Here is a 16,929-nt window from a genome sequence, read left to right on the forward strand (position 1 = left end):
TAGGCAAACAAGGATTATCCGTGATACAATTCCTTTTAATGCAGTAAAACGGCAACGCACTTGATAGAATCGGGAGGAATCATAGATGGCTAAACAAGGCATGAGAAGCGATATGATCAAGAAGGGGTTCGACCGGGCGCCGCACCGCAGCTTGCTGCGCGCGGCTGGAGTGAAGGAAGAGGATTTCGGCAAACCGTTTATCGCGGTATGCAACTCTTACATCGATATCGTACCGGGTCACGTTCATCTGCAAGAATTCGGTAAAATCGTTAAGGACGCTATCCGCGAAGCGGGCGGCGTACCATTTGAATTCAACACGATCGGCGTAGACGACGGCATTGCGATGGGCCACATCGGCATGCGTTACTCCCTTCCGAGCCGCGAGATTATCGCCGACTCCCTGGAGACGGTCGTTTCCGCGCACTGGTTCGACGGCATGGTTTGTATCCCGAACTGCGACAAAATCACCCCGGGTATGATGATGGGTGCCCTGCGCGTCAACATTCCGACCGTATTCGTAAGCGGCGGCCCGATGAAAGCGGGTAAAGACAGCAATGGCCGTTCGATTTCCCTGACTTCCGTATTCGAAGGCGTAGGTGCCTACCAGGTCGGTAAGATCGACGATAAAGCTCTTCTCGAGCTTGAACAATATGGCTGTCCGACTTGCGGTTCCTGTTCCGGCATGTTCACGGCGAACTCCATGAACTGCTTGTGTGAAGCGCTTGGACTGGCTATGCCGGGCAACGGCACGATTCTCGCCGTATCTCCGGAGCGCAGAGAATTCGTGAAACAGTCCGCGACGCAGCTAATGGAGCTGATCAAGCTCGATCTGAAGCCGCGCGACATCGTTACGATCGATGCCATCGACAACGCGTTCGCTTTAGATATGGCCATGGGCGGATCGACGAATACCGTTCTTCATACACTGGCTCTCGCTCATGAAGCGGGATTCGAATATCCGATCGAGCGCATCAACGAAGTGGCGAACCGTGTGCCGCATCTGTCCAAAGTCGCTCCCGCATCGGACTGGCACATCGAGGATATCCACGAAGCCGGCGGCGTAAGCGCGGTTATCAACGAACTGCTCAAAAAGCCGGGCGCCATTAAAGGCGACTGCATGACCGTAACCGGCAAGACGCTGGCCGAGAACGTGGCGGGCGCGGAGATTTTGAACAAGGAAGTTATCCACTCGCTGGATAACCCGCATTCCGAGCGCGGCGGCCTTGCGGTCCTGTTCGGCAACCTGGCGCCGAACGGCAGCATCATCAAGGTCGGCGCGGTAGACGCTTCCGTAGGCGGACGCCATGTCGGACCGGCCATCTGCTTTGACTCCCAGGACGATGCGCTGTACGGCATCGCCAACGGCAAAGTCAAAGAAGGCCACGTGGTGGTCATCCGTTACGAAGGTCCTAAAGGCGGCCCCGGCATGCCGGAAATGCTTGCTCCGACATCGCAGATCGTCGGCATGGGCCTCGGCGCCAAAGTCGGCCTGATCACGGACGGCCGTTTCTCCGGCGCATCCCGCGGAATCAGCATCGGCCACATTTCGCCGGAAGCGGCCGAAGGCGGACCGATCGCCTTCGTTGAGGATGGCGACATCATTGAACTGGATCTGATCGAGCGCAAAATCGAGCTGAAAATCAGCGACGAAGAAATGGAAGAGCGCCGCAAAGGCTGGAAAGGGTTCGAACCGAAAGTGAAGACCGGCTACCTGGCCCGCTACTCCAAGCTTGTTACGAGCGCTAGCACCGGCGGCGTAATGAAGATCTAATACGCACTTATCTGTTCTATACGTTTATACTAGAATCGGACATGAAAGAGCCCCGTTGAGAACGGGGCTCTTTTTGTGCTATAGATATTTTTGGCCAATAGAGATCTTTCTTTACCTAAGCTTGTGAGAGATTGGAAGGTTACTTTTTCACAACCGGAATCCATATTTCACTTCTGTAGGTCGGGGAACTGGTATCTTTGCTTTCGTTCCATAATAGTTCCGGTCCTTCCGTACTTTCATAGCCGGAGGACGGAAACCATTCGGCATAAATCCGGCCCCAAACATTTTGAAGCGTCTGGGGGAAAGGTCCGACCGCTTCGAATACCGCCCAGGTGGAAGCCTTAACTTCCAGCTGAGCCAGTTGCTCGGGGCAGTCTTTCGTCGTTGCGGCGCCGATATAATGATCGAGCTCCCCGTGTTCGAGACGCCCTTCCGAGAAGTTCACGGACGCACTGATGATGCCCGACGGTTCTACGCTCGATAACGATTTCAGCAGTGTGATCGTCTCAGGGGTCAGACTTTGCCACATCGAATCCATCGCGGGGTTAACTCCGTTATAGATCAAGGGTACTCTCTTGTAAAGTCCGACGATCCGGAAGGCTTCTTTTTCTACAATACGATAGTTCATCTCGCTTCCTCCTTGTATCGTTAACTGGAAGGTCATGCGCGGGTAAGCTTTCAAAGATTGCCCCCGAATCCGAGCTTCGGATGGATTAATCCCATGGAGACTGAGGAATGCTCTCGCAAAAGAATCGGAAGAGCTGTAGCCGTACTTAACGGCGACATCCAGCAGCCTGAGGTCCGTGTTGGCCAGCTCCAAGGCAGCCAGTGTAAGGCGCCTGCGGCGGATATACTCCGAAAGCGTAACTCCCGCAAGGGTCGAAAACATCCGTTTGAAATGATACTCCGAGCTTACCGCAAGCCTGGCGACTTCTTTGAAATCAATGTCGTTGGTAAGGTTTTCTTCGATGTACGCAAGGGCACTGTTCATCTTTTCCAGCCCATTCATGCTCATGACCTCCTTTCAACTTTACACTAGCAGAAACGGGTTTATCGCATCCGACAATTCGTGCACCGTTTTGCAGGGGGCGCAAAAACCGGCCGTCCTTTAACGGAGCGACCGGCTATCATTTATGCCGACAGATTTTCAGGCTTTCGGCAAAAAGAGCTGAAGCAAATTGCGGTGCAGGGGAGTGCCCGTGAAAAAGATCCCTCTTGTCTCGGCAAGAAGCACGGCCTGGATCATATTCGTGAAATAGAAGGCCAACTCGCGCGGATCGCCTTGAATGAATTCGCCTTTCTCCTGGCCTTCCCGGAAAATACGGGTGAGCAGCTTCAGATTGTCGCCGATGCTCGTGCGGACGGACATTTTCAGCTGATCGGACACGGAGTCGGAAGTGAGAATCTGGTCCGCGACGACCTGGTAGAATACGGCGTCGTCCCTTCTTTCGCTGTGGACCTGATCCAGCAGCCAAGTCAGTTTCTCGTAAGAAGAGGCATCCGGCAAGTTGTGCGCCTGCTCGAAAAGCGCCGTCAGGATGCATAGATTTTTCTCCACGATCGAAATATAAATTTCTTCTTTGGACTGAAAATAGTTATAAATAAGGCCGTGGCTCATATGGGCTTCTTGGGCGATCTCTGAAATCTTCGTGGAGTTTAGCCCGTTTTTGGCAAAAAGCTCGACAGCCGCGGATAAAATTTGGTCACAGCGTTCTTTGCGGATTTCCTGGTCTCGTTTTGGATTTCTGGGCAATCTTTTCACCTCGGTTAAGCATTAAATACCAACCTTATCATAGGAACGAGACTTGTTTAAAGTCAAGCCCGTCCCGGAGAGTTATCTTATAAAAAAAACTTTACAACCTTACAAATTGACTAAAAGTTAATCTGTGCGCTATACTTCTGTAATACAAAAAGAAGCAGTTACCCTTTTATAAGGATAGCTGAAGGGAGAATCCAAATGAGCACAATGAAAAACCGCCGCTCGCCGTTGGTCATCTTGATGATCAATATGTTTATCGCGATGCTCGGTATCGGACTTATTATTCCGGTCCTGCCTGAATTTTTGAAAGAGTTTGGCCTCGGAGGCAAGACAGCGGGCTATCTCGTAGCGGCTTTCGGTCTTACTCAGTTTATTTTCTCTCCCATCGGGGGGGAGTGGTCGGATAAATACGGCCGCAGAAAAATGATCGTGTCCGGTCTGGCGCTGTTCACGATCTCTAATCTGCTGTTCGCCATGGCTTCCGAAGTCTGGATGCTGTATGCTTCCCGTCTGATCGGCGGTATCGGCGCAGCCGCTATGATTCCATCCATGATGGCTTACATTGCGGACATTACGACCGACGAGAAACGCGGAAAAGGAATGGGGATGCTCGGGGCGGCCATGTCGCTCGGTTTCGTTATCGGACCCGGCATCGGCGGGTTTCTGGCGGAACTCGGTTTGCGGGCTCCGTTCTACGTGTCGGCCGCGGTCGGCGCTTTGGCGATGATCGGTTCCCTGCTTGTTCTGCCCGAATCGTTGTCCAAAGAAGAACTCGCCGCTAACCGTTCGTCTCAGGTGAAGAAGGAAAGTATTTTTATTCAGCTGGGACAGTCGTTCAAAGCCCCGTATTTTATCCTGCTGCTGCTCGTGTTCGCACTTACTTTCGGGCTGGCTAACTTCGAAGCGGTATTCCCGCTGTTCGTGGATAACAAATACGGTTACACAGCGAAGGATATTTCGATTCTGATTACCGTCGGAGCGTTGATCGGCGCCGTTATTCAGGCGATGCTGATCGACAAGCTGATCCGTCGTTTCGGAGAGAAGAAGCTCATTAACTTGACCTTTATCCTGTCGGCAGTGTGTCTGATTCTGATGCTGCTGTCAGGCAACTTCTGGTATATTCTGGTGATTACTATGATGTTCTTCACCCTGACTTCCATCATGCGGCCCGCAATCAATACACTCTTGTCCAAAATGGCGGGAGATGAGCAGGGCTTCGTCGCGGGAATGAACAATGCGTACATGAGCCTCGGGAATATTTTCGGCCCTGCCATCGCGGGTATCCTGTTCGACGTACAAATTAACCTCCCGTATATGTTCGGTGCGGTTATCCTGGTCATATCGTTCATCATCTCGACCTCCTGGAGCAGCAAAAGCAAACGCAAGCTGATTCCGGCCGGCGGCTCTAATTAAAAAGACAAACAAAGAAACGCCATTACGGCGTTTTTTTGTTTGTCACGAGCAAGCTAGCCCTCCTGAGATTTGTTTGGTTAACGGGGCGGAATAAGTTCTGTTCCGGCTTTACGGTGCATCCGGCTATTTTTGCGGTCCCCGGTAAAGACGAGCAGAGCGGGGAGCAGCATGCCCCGGACCAGGAACGTGTCGAGAAGAATGCCGAGGGCCATCGTCAAGCCGAACAGAAAGAGCTCCTGCAGCGGCTGGGTGATGAGCACGGTGAAGGTGGCGGCAAGAATGAGTCCGGCAGATGAGATAACTCCTCCCGTCAATGCGACGCCGCGACTTACGGCTTCTTTCCACGGGTGTCGTGCCGCCTCTTCTTTAATGCGCGATACGAGCATAATGTTGTAATCGACACCCAGCGCGATCAGGAATACGAAGGTGTATACCGGCAAGCGATAGCTGATGGAATCATAACCGAGCACGAAATGAAAGATCATCCAGCCAAGGCCGAGTGTAGCCGTGTAGGACAGCAGCATCGTTGCGATCATAGTGAGCGCATGCTTCAACGATTTGGTCTGAATGAGCAGCATAAGCGTAATAAATAGCGTGATCAGAGAGAAAAGAAGGATCGTATCCCGCTTGTTCATGTTCCTGACATCGAGCTGCTCCGCCGTTTGTCCTGCGTAATGCAGGGCGAATTCGGACGGACTCAGTCCGCTTTTCTCCAGAAGCGCCGGACTGATGCCGCGAAGCAGACCGAGCCGATCGAGCGAGACCGGCTCGTACGGATTGCTCTCCAGCGTCAGCTGCAGTTTCATAGCGGTTCCGTCCGCCGATAACACATTTTTCGGAAGCTGCGTACCGCCGCTTGCGGGTAAAGCGGGCTTAATCTCCGGAGAGACGGCGTTTACGCCCGGCTGATTTTTTAAGAGGCCGGTCAGGGCGGCGGTCTTATCGTAAAAGGCGGCGTCCAGCGGCAGCTTTTTCTCCGAAGTTAAAAGGACCGATACCGGGGCAAGCTGTCCAGGCGGGAACTTGGTTTCAAGAATCTCGAAGCCTTGACGCGATGAAGTACTGTCCGGAAATGATTTCAAGAGATTAAACGAATACTTCATCGAAGTGACGGTAAGCGAAGACGCGAGCAAGGCAAGAAGAAGTATGCCGGCCGTTAAACCGGGCTTGCGCGTAACGAATCCGCCCATTCGAGCCCAAATGCCCTTCACTTTGTCGGCTGAGGGTTTCGCAGGCTTCGGAACAAACGGCCAGAACGCTTTCCTGCCCAGCAGGGCAAAAACCGCGGGAATAAGCGTAAGTCCACCGAGCAGGATAACGGTCATAGCTGCCGAGAACACGGGGGCAAAATGGTGGTAGGGCTTGAAAACGGCGGTAAACAACGTGAGCATGGCGACAAGTACCGTACCGCCGCTGAACAGGATCGGCTCCGCTACCCGGCTTAGGGCATGCTGCATGGCTTCGTATTTGCCGGCTGCCGTTTTGAGTTCCTCCCTGTAGCGGGCCAGTACGAACAAGCAGTAATCGGTCAGTACGGCGAAGAGCAGAATCATCATGATGGATAGCGCCTGTTTGTCGACGAGAAACCAGCCGTATTTCCCGGCCAGGCCGAGCAATCGGTCCACGACCATGTAGACCATGCCGGAAATGACGAGAGGGATAACGGCTAGAAGCGGTGACCGGTAAATGATCATCAGAATCACCAGAATCAGGCCGACGGTAGCGAACATGAGGACAAAGTCGGCGTTCTTGAAAAGGGAAGTCGTGTCCGCCGCAATACCGGCCGGGCCGGTGATTTTGAAATCGAGTGAACCGATTCCGGTCTGCTCGACATAGGTGCGGATTTGCTGCAGCCCTTCGTACAGCTGTCCGGATTCCAGATCTTTATGGAAAGCGGCGTTCAGCAGAATGGTCGTTCCGTCATCCGAAAACATCTTGTCCTGGACTGCTTTCGGCAGCGTATGAAAAGGGAGCGTACCGGCTATCTGCGGCGGTTTGCCGGCGGAGGCCAGCCATTCGCTTATTCCGGCTATCTTCGACCGTTCTTCGGCCGTAATCGCATTTGTGCCGTGAAAAACGAGCAGGGCGGTCAAACCGTCCTCGGATGGAAAGCGCTCGTTCATGATTTTTTGAGCCGCTTCCGAAGGCGTCTCGCTAAGTGCGCTGCCTTCTCCGCTGCTTACGGCAACCTGTTTCGATCCCGGCGCAGCCAGGCTGAGTATCACGATCGCGATTATCCATACGGCAGCGATGATTTTAGCTCCTCTGGGGGAGCTTACTGTGCGCGAGAGTTTGTTCCACGGGTTGTTCATGATGTTCATAACCTCCTGTCCTTATTCTAAACTGAATTGTAGGACAGGATTATGAACGGACGATGAACGGAAGGTTACAGTTGAGGAAGACGGATCCGAAACACCGTTCCTTCGCCCGGGCGGCTCTCGGCTTCGATACTGCCCCGGTGCAAGGTGACGATTTTATGGGCGATGGAAAGTCCTAGGCCGCTGCCGGAGCGGGAGCGGTCGCGGGATTTATCCCCTTTATAGAAGCGGTCAAAGATATGGGGGAGGTCTTCGGGAGGGATACCCGGTCCGTTATCGCCGATTGTAACGAGGATCTCATGTTCTTGTTCCAGCCGGATTTTTACGGAGATCGTGTCTCCCGGCCGGGTAAATTTGATGCTGTTGGAAATCAGATTCAACCACACCTGGTGCAGAAGCGGCGAATCCGCGCGAATGACCAGCTCGGGGAGATCCAGTTGGAGTTGAAGCGCTTTTTCCGTCCACTGCCATTCCGTCGTAATGAAAATTTGCCGGATCTGCTCGTCCAGCCGGAAGGAGGAAGGTTTAAGGACACTAGCCTCTTTGTCCAGGGCGGCCAGCGTCAGAAGCTCTTTGCTGAGAGACGATAGCCGGCGGCTTTCTTCTTCGATAATCCGGAGGTATCTCCGCTCCTCCTCGGGTGAAGCGCCTTTCTCCAGGATGCTCTGGGCAAAACCTTGAATAGTCGTGAGAGGAGACTGAATTTCATGCGAAACATTAGCGACGAACTCCTGCCGCATCTGATCAAGTTTTTCCAGCGACTGCGCCATCTGCGTAAAATGCCGGGCCAGGTTGCCGATTTCGTCCCGCCGCGTGACGTCCATATGGATGTTATAATCTCCGCCTACGATTTTGTTCGTTGCTTCCGTCAATTTCTGCACGGGCTTAACGATAAAGCGGGTGGAAATAACAATGAGCACCAGACTGAGCAGAAACGTGAAGCCGAGCAGAAGCGCCATCAGAATCCGGACTTCCCCGATCTGCTGCTCCATGTTGGGACGGATGAATAAGGCCATCGTTTTGCCGCCGCTTTGCACCGGAATTCCGATGCTGTTGCGGATGCTGTTCTCGAAAAAACCCGTCACGAGGAGCAGGTGCCGCTCTTCCATAACTCCGTGATAAGTATCGCCGTTCAGCACGCGGACAATCGTTTCTTTGTCGATCTCTTTATGTTTGAAAGGCGTCCCGTAAAAAGTTCCCCTAAGCCCGTCGTCTACCGCATAAACTTGAAACCCCATATTGGCGATGGAGGTCAAATACTCGTCGAGCTTAAGACCCGGGATTTTCTCGTACAGACCCCGGATTTCCTGTGAAATTCTCAGAATCTTCTGTTCGTTATAGTCCCGGAGCTTGGCGGAATAGTAGCCGTTGGAGAGGAGAAGCGCCGCCGCGCTGCTGACTATGGCGATCAGAAGAAAGGTGACGACGATCCGTACATACAAAGTCTTCATGTGGAGCACACCTCTAATTTGTAGCCGAGACCGCGTACCGTTGTCAGAACGAAATCCCGCGTTTTATCGTGAAAACGCTCCCGCAGCCGTTTGATGTGCACGTCTATCGTCCGGCTGCCTCCTTCATAGCCGGCTCCCCATACCCGTTCCAGGAGCTGCTCTCTCGTAAAAATGCGGCCCGGATGGCTGGCCAGTTGAGCCAGCAGTTCGAATTCTTTGAGCGGAATGACGTATGTCTTTCCTTCAATATGTATTTCATAGCTCTTGCGGTCTATAACGGTCCGGTTCAGTGCGATAACGTCCGAAGAAACGAGCTGATAGCGTCTCAAAAGAGCTTTCACTCGGAAAAGTAGTTCTTTAGGCTCGAACGGTTTCACGAGATAATCGTCCGTACCGGACAAATATCCTTTTTCCTTATCCTCAAGCTCGCCTTTGGCGGTAAGCAAAATAACCGGGATGTCATAATAGCTGCGGATTTCCTCGCACAGCTCCAGTCCGTTTTTGCCCGGCATCATGACGTCGATAACCGCGAGATGAATTTGCTCCCGTTCCAGCAGCACGGCGGCTTCTTCGCCGTTAGCGGCCTCGGATACGAGGTAATTTTCCTTTTTGAAAATAAATTGCAGAAGCTCGCGTATATGCGCATCGTCATCGGCAATCAAGAGATGAGTCTTCAAGCTAACACCTTCTTCAGGGGAATGGTTGCTCCATTATTGTACTCGATTCCTGGCGGATGTAAAAATTAACTTAAAATTTGAATAATTCCGTATACCCAGAAAAATTGGGAAAGGAATATGAAATTTTATGACGAATTAGTTATCTAGGACAAATTTCCTATAACGGTGGCATTTAGGAGATGAACTGAAAGCGCTTGTAAAATCAATTTACATGTTTACATAATAAATATTATGTAACTTATTGAAGGCCATCCGGTTATGCCAAAAAGGGGGCACTGCTTACGAATGAATCGGAGTCGCTATTGGTGGTTCGGTACGCTTGGAGCTGTTCTGATTTTGGGGAGTTTGGCGGGATATATCGCAATAGCCAGGGAACCTTTATGGACACAGGAGAAGGAAATACAACAAGGAGACAAGTTGGGCCCGCTCCAACTGGGCAAAACGTGGAAAGTGACTGCGGGGTCTTCGGCGGCGGTTTCGGTTATATCGCCTCACGAATCGCTTGATATTACGTTTCCGAAGCTTTCGGGGCTGTTAAAAATCACCCAGGAAGACACGGAACACATACTGGGCACGGTTGCCGCCGACATGACTTCTCTATATTCGGAAGATCCTGCTTGGAACGCCAAGCTGCGGGATTGGTATTTTTTTAACGCAAAAGCTTATCCGGAAGCTTCGTTTCGGGTCGTTAAAGTGGGCGGCCTGGAAAAACCTCTCCTGGAAGGGGAACCTCATCCGCTGACGATCGAAGGCGAACTGACGGTAAGGAATATGACCCAACCGATCCGGTTCAAAGGAGAGATCAAGCATACCGGCAGCCGAATCGAGCTAAAAGCAAGGTGCAGCGGCCTGGAAACCAAAAAATTCGGAATTCCCGAACTGCTCGAACCGATCTATACGGGAAAAAATATGGCCACGCTTGAAGTGACGCTTATTCTGGAGCCTGACAATCCGGATACACAACAACACCGGCAGGCCGATTCGCACAATTTCCTTGAGATTGGCGCTTGACCCATGCCAAACATCCGCTTTATCCATACGGTAATAGTATCTGGTAAAGGGATAGGGAGCGATGGGTATGAAAATCGATTTGGGATGCGGCCTGCGCAAACATCCCGGTTATATCGGTATCGACAAAGAGGCGCTCCCCTGTGTTGATCTTCAGTGCGATGTAAATGAGGGCATCCCGCTCGATAACGATACGGTTGATTTCGTCATGGCCAGCCGTTCGCTGGAATATGTGCCCGATCTGATGAACGTGATGAAGGAAATTTATCGTGTTTGCCGGCATAAAGCGGTCATCTGCCTGCTTGCTCCATATGCGCATACGTCTTATCATGCGGTTAACCCGAAGTTCCGTTCCTTGTTTGACGAACAGCTACCCCGTTTTTTCACGAACGAGTTGTATGTATACGATCCTTTGCGCGAAAACAGCTATATGACGGACGTGCCCGCCGGATGGGATAAAGGTTCCAAGGCCGAGATCGACTTAAGGCTTCTGCGCTGCGAATTCTTTTACCTGCCGCAGTATTTGTCTCCCATCTATGATGATGAAGACCGGCGTATGCTGCGTCAATCCACGCTCAATGTGGTAGACGAAATCTTGTATTATTTCGTGGCGGTTAAGGAGCCGATTTCTCAGCAGGAGCTGGAAGAGCTGGCGCAGGGGACTTACGAAGAGCCGCTTGTCCTGACGGAGCGGAGAAGGGAAGAGGCCGCCAGAACGGAAAGCGGCGGGCTGCCGCATGAAAGCATGTTCCGGCATGAGCCAGGCTCTGTTCTTCCCCAGCGGGATCCTCTGCCGGTTCCCCGCAAACGGAGGAAGGAAAGCAAGCGGCCGGTGAAAAAGAAAACGGCTTCGCGCAAACCGGTAAAAGGCCTCCGTAAACGGAAATAACAAACTTGCAGCGCAATAATATACCGGTCAAGGCCCAAGGGCACTGAAAAAGACAGTTCAGGAGAGCTTATCCAAGCTTCATCTGAACTGTCTTTTGTAATGGTTGAAGGCACAGCCGGAAGTTAAGACCGCGGCCGCTCGTCTTCTTCGAGGATGGCAAACATGACGTGGTCCTGCCAGGCTCCGTTGATTTTCACGTTTTTACGGGCGAGGCCTTCACGCTGAAAACCTGCCTTTTCCAGCACCCGGATAGAGCCGATGTTGTGAGGCATAACTCCCGCTTCCACGCGGTGAAACCCGGCTTCATCGAATGCGAAGTCCAAGGCAAGGCGTGCCGCATGGGACATGATCCCTTTACCTTGGTAGGCGTGATCCAGACAGTACCCCATCATGCATTTGTGCGCCGGTTCGCGGGAGGCGTGGAACAATGAAATCTCCCCGATCAGCTCATCGTTTTCTTTGAAAAAGAGTCCGAAATTGTAGCTCTTGTCCGCTGCCCTGTCGTCGGTCCACTTTTGAATCCGTGCGGATTGTTCTTCAAGCGTGTAAAACGAGTCCGGACGTGTAATCGTAAACGGCTCAAAGTAGGTCTGGTTTCTCTGCATGAGCGCGAGGAGAGCGGGAGCATCCTCTTGAGTCAAATAGCGAAGGTAAATAAGATCAGTTGTTATAGGCATCCTAGTCACGGCATCCTTTACGGCAAAGTTTAGTGAAGCTTAGTGAATAAAAGAAGATTCTATAGAAATTGGAGAGAAGCGGAAAGGGAGGTAAGAGCAGACTGAATATAGTTAATGAGATTAATTATTAACGACCTCAATGAATGCTAGCCTTCTTTTCGCTTGTCGATCGCTTCTTCCATCGTTTTATCGGTCAAGTGGGCATAAATTTGCGTCGTATCGGATGATGCGTGACCAAGCTGTTCCTGCGTCTTGTACAAATCGTTTTGCAAATAATAGTCGGTTGCGAACGAATGCCGCAGCTTATGTACGCTAAGAAAGGGCTTGCCGAAGCGCTTCGCATATTTGATGACCATTTCCTGCATGGCCCGCTTGGACATCAGCTGCCCTTCCTTTTTACCGTTGGGAATCGTAAGAAAAAGCGCTTTTTCCTTCTTGGGAGGATGGTACCGGGTTTCTCTAAGCTGCAGGTAGCAGGTTAGATCGTCCACGGCTTCCTGCCGGAAGAAAACCCTTGTTTTGAAAGAACCGTCGTTGTTACCTTTGCGGTATACATACACGGTTCTTTTTTTCATATCGAGATCGTCCAGCGTTAAATTGACGACTTCCGAGACACGCAGGCCCGAATGAAGAATGAGGCTTACGATGCAGGCATCGCGGATTTTGTTCAGCTCGTACGCATACAGGGCCTGCTTATTGTTCGCGATGTCATGTTCGTACCCGCTGCGGATATAGTCGATAAATTCGAAGATTTCATTTTCTTGAAGAAGCTTTCCTTCCAATTTTCCCGCCAAATCTTTGGCCTTGTTCGTCCGCTTGATTTCAATCTTGGCCATCACGTTGCGTTTAAGCAGCGGATAATAATTTTCATCCTCGGCAATCTGGCTTAAGTAATGAAACAGAGAACGCAGAGACGAAATTTTGCGGTTGATCGTAATCTTCGTGTTGGCTTGATCTTTCTTCGTCGCCAGATAAGCCCGGTAATGATCGACGCTTTCCATATGAAGCTTTTCCAGATCCTCCAGTGGAATGTCCGCCATCCGTTCCGCGGTGCTAAGTCCCTCGGCCAGGAGCCAGGAGAAGAACGTTTCATAATCCCGTACATACTCCAGCAGGGTGGAAGGGGAGAGGTCCGGAAGCTTGTGATGAATGAATTTATCCACATACCACGGCATAAAAGGAATCTTTCTATCGAGTTCTTCACGATCTTTTTGTTTCTGAATATTCATCGGGTGCACCTCAATACCTTTCTTAATCAAGCGAGCCAGGAAAGTCGAACATGAGCAGATGTGCTGAAAATGAACGATAATACGTACATACATCCGCATGCGGAAACTGGAAACCAAACGGGAGTTGGATACTACAGCAAAAACAGAGCCTACGTAAATCCGAGTGTCTTGCGGCGCAGCTTCATTCCAAAGTAAGAAGAGATGTTGTTTACATAATAAATATTATGTAACTATCTTTTTTTGTTCGGGCTTGAGTCTTAATTCCCTGTTCGTCCTTCTTCTATTATAAACCATGCCCGGCTGACACGGAATTCCTGTTTGCAAACGGGCTTTTCCGGTTATTGAGTACTATCTGAAATTTGAACGGCATGACGGCTGTTTTCAGGTTACCGAAACTACCAGGACCAGAAAGCGGGTGTTCCAGCGTGGATTTTATGTACATCGGAATCAAACTGATTACCGCATTCATCGGCTTGTGGGGAATAACCCGGCTGCTCGGCAAAAAAGAAATTTCCCAGCTCACTCCGTTCGATTTCGTCTCCGCTCTTATGCTGAGTGAACTTGTGGGGAACACCGTGTATGATAAAGAGGTCAAATATATTGAGCTTTTGTTTGCGCTCGCCTTCTGGACCGTGCTTTCCCTGACGTTCGAAAAAATTACGCAAAAATATAAAAAGCTGCGCCGCGCGTTCGAAGGCAGTCCGGCTGTCGTTATTGAAAAAGGGAAGCTGAACGTAAAGGCGATGAGAGCGAACAGTCTCGATTTGGAACAGCTTCTTATGCTGCTTAGGGAACAGGGGGTTTTTTCCCTTCATGAAGTCGCTTACGGCATTTTCGAAAACAACGGCTCGCTCAGCGTATTAAAAAAATCGCCGTACGATACGGTCGCCCGGGGAGACTTGAACCTGCCGGAAGACACCGTGGAACTGCCGGTCCCTCTGATTGAAGAAGGACAAATTAAATTCAAAGAGCTGGACCGCATCGGCCGGGACGAAGAATGGCTGAAGGAACAGGTGAAGGAGTCCGGCTTCAAGCAGATTAAAGATATTTTCTATGCGGAATGGCATCGTGAGCATGGCTTTTACGCATCGGAATGGGGAAAATAAGAACAGGAGAAGGTACTTATGTTATGTATGGGATTCGAGCCTGTCATCGCTCCGGACAGCCTTGTGCTGATCTTGGGCTCCATGCCGGGAGAGCTTTCGCTGGAGAGACAGGAATACTACGGAAATCCGCGCAACGATTTCTGGAGGCTGCTGGCTTCGCTGCATGGTGAAGACCGGGTGCCGGATACCTATGAAGAACGGCTGCGGTTTGCAGTCAACCGCAAAATCGCTTTATGGGATGTGCTCGCTTCCTGCGAGCGGGAGGGGAGTCTGGACGCGAACATCCGGGAGCCGGCCGTGAACGATTTTGACGCGTTGTTCGCGGAATATCCGAATCTTCGCACCGTCATGTTTAACGGCGCAGCTTCCGAGAAGCTGTTCCGCAAGCATGCCGGGCACCTGCTCGCCGATAGCCGGCTCGACTTTGTCCGGCTGCCGTCATCGAGTCCGGCCAACGCGATGGGCTGGGAGCGCAAGCTCGCCGCCTGGCAGGAAGCCTGGCAGGGCGTGCCCGGCCGGAACGCATAAATGCGGCGTCCTGTCCTTGCGCGCTTCGTGGGTCCCCGCCAGCCTGCGGCTTAAAGCGCGGTCCACCGTGATCCGCCGCCTTCCCGCATGCTGAAAGCTTGCGCTGTGCCAAACAAGGCACCGTGCCCAAAGCTGGCTTACCGGCCCTTCGCGCCGCCGTGATCTGCTGCCGGGCAGGCCAAGCCCTGCTGACGCAAAGAAGCCCCGCTCCACTGACAACCGTCAATGAAGCGGGGCTTCTTCTATGTTCAGCCGGAGCTTGGCAGTTGGCGCGGCGTGCGCCTTGCGGCTGCTTTACCGGGGGATGGTGCGTGCCGTTACGGTCGGTTACAGCGAAGCCCGGTAAATGGCCGTCACATCTTCGCGGTCCAGACGCTTGAAATAGCCGAACGGACCGTATACCATCGCCCGGTCGACCATGACGTCCAGCTTGCTGTCGTCGATGTCGTAATCCGCCAGACGGCTTGGCGCGCCGATGGAATTCCAGAAGCTGCGCAGCGCTTCAATACCTTCGAGCGCTACATCGCGGTCGGACTTGCCGTCGGCCGAAATGCCGAATACACGGACTGCGAACTGCTTGAACCGTCCGACATTCTCGTCCAGAACGTGAGTCATCCAGTTCGGGAACAGAATGGCAAGTCCTCCGCCGTGCGGGATGTCGTAGACGGCGGAAACCGCGTGCTCGATATTGTGACTCGCCCAATCTCCCTGCACACCCATGGCGAGCAGGCCGTTCAAAGCCATCGTGCCGCTGTAAAGAATGGTTTCCCGGTATTCGTAATTCTCCAGATCTTCAACAAGCTTCGGAGCCGTTTCAATCACAGACCTCAAGATGGTCTCGCAAAAGCCATCCTGGACAAGCGTGTTTCGCGTATGATGAAAATACTGCTCGAATACGTGCGACATAATATCGACCATGCCGTACACCGTCTGATCTTTCGGTACGGTTGCCGTGAAGGCCGGATCGAGAATGGAGAATTTCGGGAACACGAGCGGGGATCCCCAACCGTATTTCTCTTGGGTTTCCCAATTGGTGATGACGGAACCGGCGTTCATTTCCGAACCGGTCGCCGCTAGTGTCAAGACGGTTCCGAACGGCAGCGCATCTGCGGGAGATGCTTTGCGTGTCATGAAATCCCACACGTCGCCGTCGTATTTGGCACCCGCCGCTATAGCTTTCGTGCAGTCGATTACGCTGCCGCCGCCTACAGCGAGGATCACTTCGATATTTTCTTTCTTGCAAAGATCCGCGCCGCGCTTCACCGTACTTACGCGGGGGTTCGGTTCTACGCCGGCCAGTTCGAAAATTTCGGCACCGGCGCCTTGGAGCAGGGAAACGACCTGGTCGTAAAGCCCGCTGCGCTTGATACTGCCGCCGCCGTAAACGAGGAGAACTCTTTTGCCGTATGCGGTAAGCTCTTTAGGAAGCTGTTCCAGCTGTCCTTTGCCGAAAATGAGCTTGGTCGGATTATGGAAAGTAAAGTTTTTCATAGTGGGATCTCCTTCTACCGGGAAGATGGACGGAAATATCCGTCTTTTCTATTGTAGCCTATGAGCAGGGCCGCAATCCACTTTATCCAGGTAGGGATTGGAAGTATTAAACCGCTTGGAGTTCTACCTCCATATTTCCGCGTGTCGCACGGGAATACGGGCAAACCTGATGAGCTTCTTCAAGCAGTTCTTCCACTTGGGACTTATCCGCTCCGGGCACGGAGAGCTGAAGTTTAGCTGCCAATTGCAGGCTTCCATCCTCGTTTTTGCCGATAGAAACATCTGCCGTCAGCTTCGCGTTTTCCGTGGAGATGCCTTTTTTCTTGGCGACCAGTTCGACCGCGCTCAAAAAACAAGCCGAATAGCCGGAAGCGAACAATTGTTCGGGGTTCGTTCCTTCGCCACCGTCACCGCCCATTTCTTTGGGCATGCTGAGCTGTAGATCCAGTTTACCGTCCGGGGTTGCGACCCGTCCTTTGCGTCCTTTTTGAGCCGTTGCGGAAGTCGTATACATGGTTTTCATGATCGTTTATCTCCTTTCGATTGTGAGGAATGTCAGCCAAATCAAGGATTTGTCCGCTCCTACTCCTTAAAGCAACTGAAGAAGGATGA

At 52.0% G+C, this 16,929-nt stretch carries 15 protein-coding genes; 6 read left to right on the top strand and 9 right to left on the bottom strand.

Translation table 11 applies throughout. From position 1 onward, the window contains the following. Positions 1-85: 85 nt before the first annotated feature. Positions 86-1,771, top strand: coding sequence for a dihydroxy-acid dehydratase (gene ilvD / locus AC58P5_RS00950; protein WP_497384023.1), 1,686 nt, complete (start codon positions 86-88; stop codon positions 1,769-1,771). A gap of 139 nt (positions 1,772-1,910) precedes the next feature. Here the strand turns inward: ilvD and AC58P5_RS00955 are convergent, their stop codons facing one another. Both AC58P5_RS00955 and AC58P5_RS00960 read right to left on the bottom strand, forming a co-directional pair. After that, complete coding sequence (locus AC58P5_RS00955; protein ID WP_497384024.1) at positions 1,911-2,780, bottom strand: AraC family transcriptional regulator; 870 nt, start codon at positions 2,778-2,780, stop codon at positions 1,911-1,913. Positions 2,781-2,918: 138 nt separating this feature from the next. Then, positions 2,919-3,524: a TetR/AcrR family transcriptional regulator gene (locus AC58P5_RS00960; protein WP_497384025.1), complete on the bottom strand. Its 606-nt coding sequence runs from the start codon at positions 3,522-3,524 to the stop codon at positions 2,919-2,921. 204 nt (positions 3,525-3,728) lie between these two features. Here AC58P5_RS00960 and AC58P5_RS00965 point away from each other — a divergent pair, with 204 nt between their 5' ends. Continuing rightward, positions 3,729-4,943, top strand: coding sequence for an MFS transporter (locus tag AC58P5_RS00965; RefSeq protein WP_497384026.1), 1,215 nt, complete (start codon positions 3,729-3,731; stop codon positions 4,941-4,943). 77 nt (positions 4,944-5,020) lie between these two features. On the opposite strand, the gene AC58P5_RS00970 is transcribed toward AC58P5_RS00965, so the two are convergent. The 3 genes from AC58P5_RS00970 to AC58P5_RS00980 all read right to left on the bottom strand — a co-directional run bounded on the left by AC58P5_RS00970 (position 5,021) and on the right by AC58P5_RS00980 (position 9,389). After that, on the bottom strand, positions 5,021-7,255 hold the full coding sequence (locus AC58P5_RS00970) for an MMPL family transporter (protein ID WP_497384027.1): 2,235 nt from the start codon (positions 7,253-7,255) through the stop codon (positions 5,021-5,023). 74 nt (positions 7,256-7,329) lie between these two features. After that, positions 7,330-8,712 carry a sensor histidine kinase gene (locus AC58P5_RS00975; RefSeq protein ID WP_497384028.1) on the bottom strand — a complete coding sequence of 461 codons (1,383 nt, stop codon included), beginning with the start codon at positions 8,710-8,712 and terminating at the stop codon, positions 7,330-7,332. Next, positions 8,709-9,389: a response regulator transcription factor gene (locus AC58P5_RS00980; RefSeq protein ID WP_497384029.1), complete on the bottom strand. Its 681-nt coding sequence runs from the start codon at positions 9,387-9,389 to the stop codon at positions 8,709-8,711. The genes AC58P5_RS00975 and AC58P5_RS00980 overlap by 4 nt, the downstream gene beginning before the upstream one ends. A gap of 285 nt (positions 9,390-9,674) precedes the next feature. On the opposite strand from AC58P5_RS00980, the gene AC58P5_RS00985 reads away from it, so the two are divergent. Further along, on the top strand, positions 9,675-10,400 hold the full coding sequence (locus AC58P5_RS00985; protein WP_497384030.1) for a YceI family protein: 726 nt from the start codon (positions 9,675-9,677) through the stop codon (positions 10,398-10,400). A gap of 67 nt (positions 10,401-10,467) precedes the next feature. Beyond that, positions 10,468-11,286 (top strand): class I SAM-dependent methyltransferase, encoded by an 819-nt coding sequence (locus AC58P5_RS00990; RefSeq protein WP_497384031.1) that lies wholly within the window; start codon positions 10,468-10,470, stop codon positions 11,284-11,286. A gap of 122 nt (positions 11,287-11,408) precedes the next feature. Here the strand turns inward: AC58P5_RS00990 and AC58P5_RS00995 are convergent, their stop codons facing one another. Both AC58P5_RS00995 and xerS read right to left on the bottom strand, forming a co-directional pair. Further along, positions 11,409-11,963 (bottom strand): GNAT family N-acetyltransferase, encoded by a 555-nt coding sequence (locus AC58P5_RS00995; RefSeq protein ID WP_497384032.1) that lies wholly within the window; start codon positions 11,961-11,963, stop codon positions 11,409-11,411. A 146-nt stretch (positions 11,964-12,109) separates the two neighbouring features. Further along, a complete protein-coding gene (gene xerS / locus AC58P5_RS01000) occupies positions 12,110-13,192 on the bottom strand; it encodes a tyrosine recombinase XerS (RefSeq protein WP_497384033.1) in 1,083 nt (360 codons plus the stop codon). Positions 13,193-13,626: 434 nt separating this feature from the next. On the opposite strand from xerS, the gene AC58P5_RS01005 reads away from it, so the two are divergent. Both AC58P5_RS01005 and AC58P5_RS01010 read left to right on the top strand, forming a co-directional pair. Then, positions 13,627-14,298, top strand: coding sequence for a DUF421 domain-containing protein (locus tag AC58P5_RS01005; protein ID WP_497385999.1), 672 nt, complete (start codon positions 13,627-13,629; stop codon positions 14,296-14,298). Between the two features lie 18 nt (positions 14,299-14,316). After that, positions 14,317-14,826, top strand: coding sequence for a DNA-deoxyinosine glycosylase (locus tag AC58P5_RS01010; RefSeq protein WP_497384034.1), 510 nt, complete (start codon positions 14,317-14,319; stop codon positions 14,824-14,826). A gap of 327 nt (positions 14,827-15,153) precedes the next feature. Here AC58P5_RS01010 and AC58P5_RS01015 read toward each other — a convergent pair whose 3' ends face one another. Continuing rightward, entirely contained in the window at positions 15,154-16,317 is a 1,164-nt protein-coding gene (locus AC58P5_RS01015; RefSeq protein ID WP_497384035.1) for an iron-containing alcohol dehydrogenase, read from the bottom strand. 106 nt (positions 16,318-16,423) lie between these two features. Continuing rightward, positions 16,424-16,840 carry an organic hydroperoxide resistance protein gene (locus AC58P5_RS01020; protein WP_497384036.1) on the bottom strand — a complete coding sequence of 139 codons (417 nt, stop codon included), beginning with the start codon at positions 16,838-16,840 and terminating at the stop codon, positions 16,424-16,426. Between the last annotated feature and the right edge of the window lie 89 nt (positions 16,841-16,929).

This window comes from Paenibacillus sp. JT31N7 (assembly GCF_059692095.1).

Bases quoted from the DNA above. Each gene is read 5' to 3' on its own strand.
- xerS (WP_497384033.1), bottom strand. From the start codon at position 13,192: ATGAATATTCAGAAACAAAAAGATCGTGAAGAACTCGATAGAAAGATT.
- AC58P5_RS01005 (WP_497385999.1), top strand. From the start codon at position 13,627: ATGTACATCGGAATCAAACTGATTACCGCATTCATCGGCTTGTGGGGA.
- AC58P5_RS00990 (WP_497384031.1), top strand. From the start codon at position 10,468: ATGAAAATCGATTTGGGATGCGGCCTGCGCAAACATCCCGGTTATATC.
- ilvD (WP_497384023.1), top strand. From the start codon at position 86: ATGGCTAAACAAGGCATGAGAAGCGATATGATCAAGAAGGGGTTCGAC.
- AC58P5_RS00955 (WP_497384024.1), bottom strand. From the start codon at position 2,780: ATGAATGGGCTGGAAAAGATGAACAGTGCCCTTGCGTACATCGAAGAA.
- AC58P5_RS01010 (WP_497384034.1), top strand. From the start codon at position 14,317: ATGTTATGTATGGGATTCGAGCCTGTCATCGCTCCGGACAGCCTTGTG.
- AC58P5_RS01020 (WP_497384036.1), bottom strand. From the start codon at position 16,840: ATGAAAACCATGTATACGACTTCCGCAACGGCTCAAAAAGGACGCAAA.
- AC58P5_RS00975 (WP_497384028.1), bottom strand. From the start codon at position 8,712: ATGAAGACTTTGTATGTACGGATCGTCGTCACCTTTCTTCTGATCGCC.
- AC58P5_RS01015 (WP_497384035.1), bottom strand. From the start codon at position 16,317: ATGAAAAACTTTACTTTCCATAATCCGACCAAGCTCATTTTCGGCAAA.
- AC58P5_RS00995 (WP_497384032.1), bottom strand. From the start codon at position 11,963: ATGCCTATAACAACTGATCTTATTTACCTTCGCTATTTGACTCAAGAG.
- AC58P5_RS00965 (WP_497384026.1), top strand. From the start codon at position 3,729: ATGAGCACAATGAAAAACCGCCGCTCGCCGTTGGTCATCTTGATGATC.
- AC58P5_RS00985 (WP_497384030.1), top strand. From the start codon at position 9,675: ATGAATCGGAGTCGCTATTGGTGGTTCGGTACGCTTGGAGCTGTTCTG.
- AC58P5_RS00970 (WP_497384027.1), bottom strand. From the start codon at position 7,255: ATGAACAACCCGTGGAACAAACTCTCGCGCACAGTAAGCTCCCCCAGA.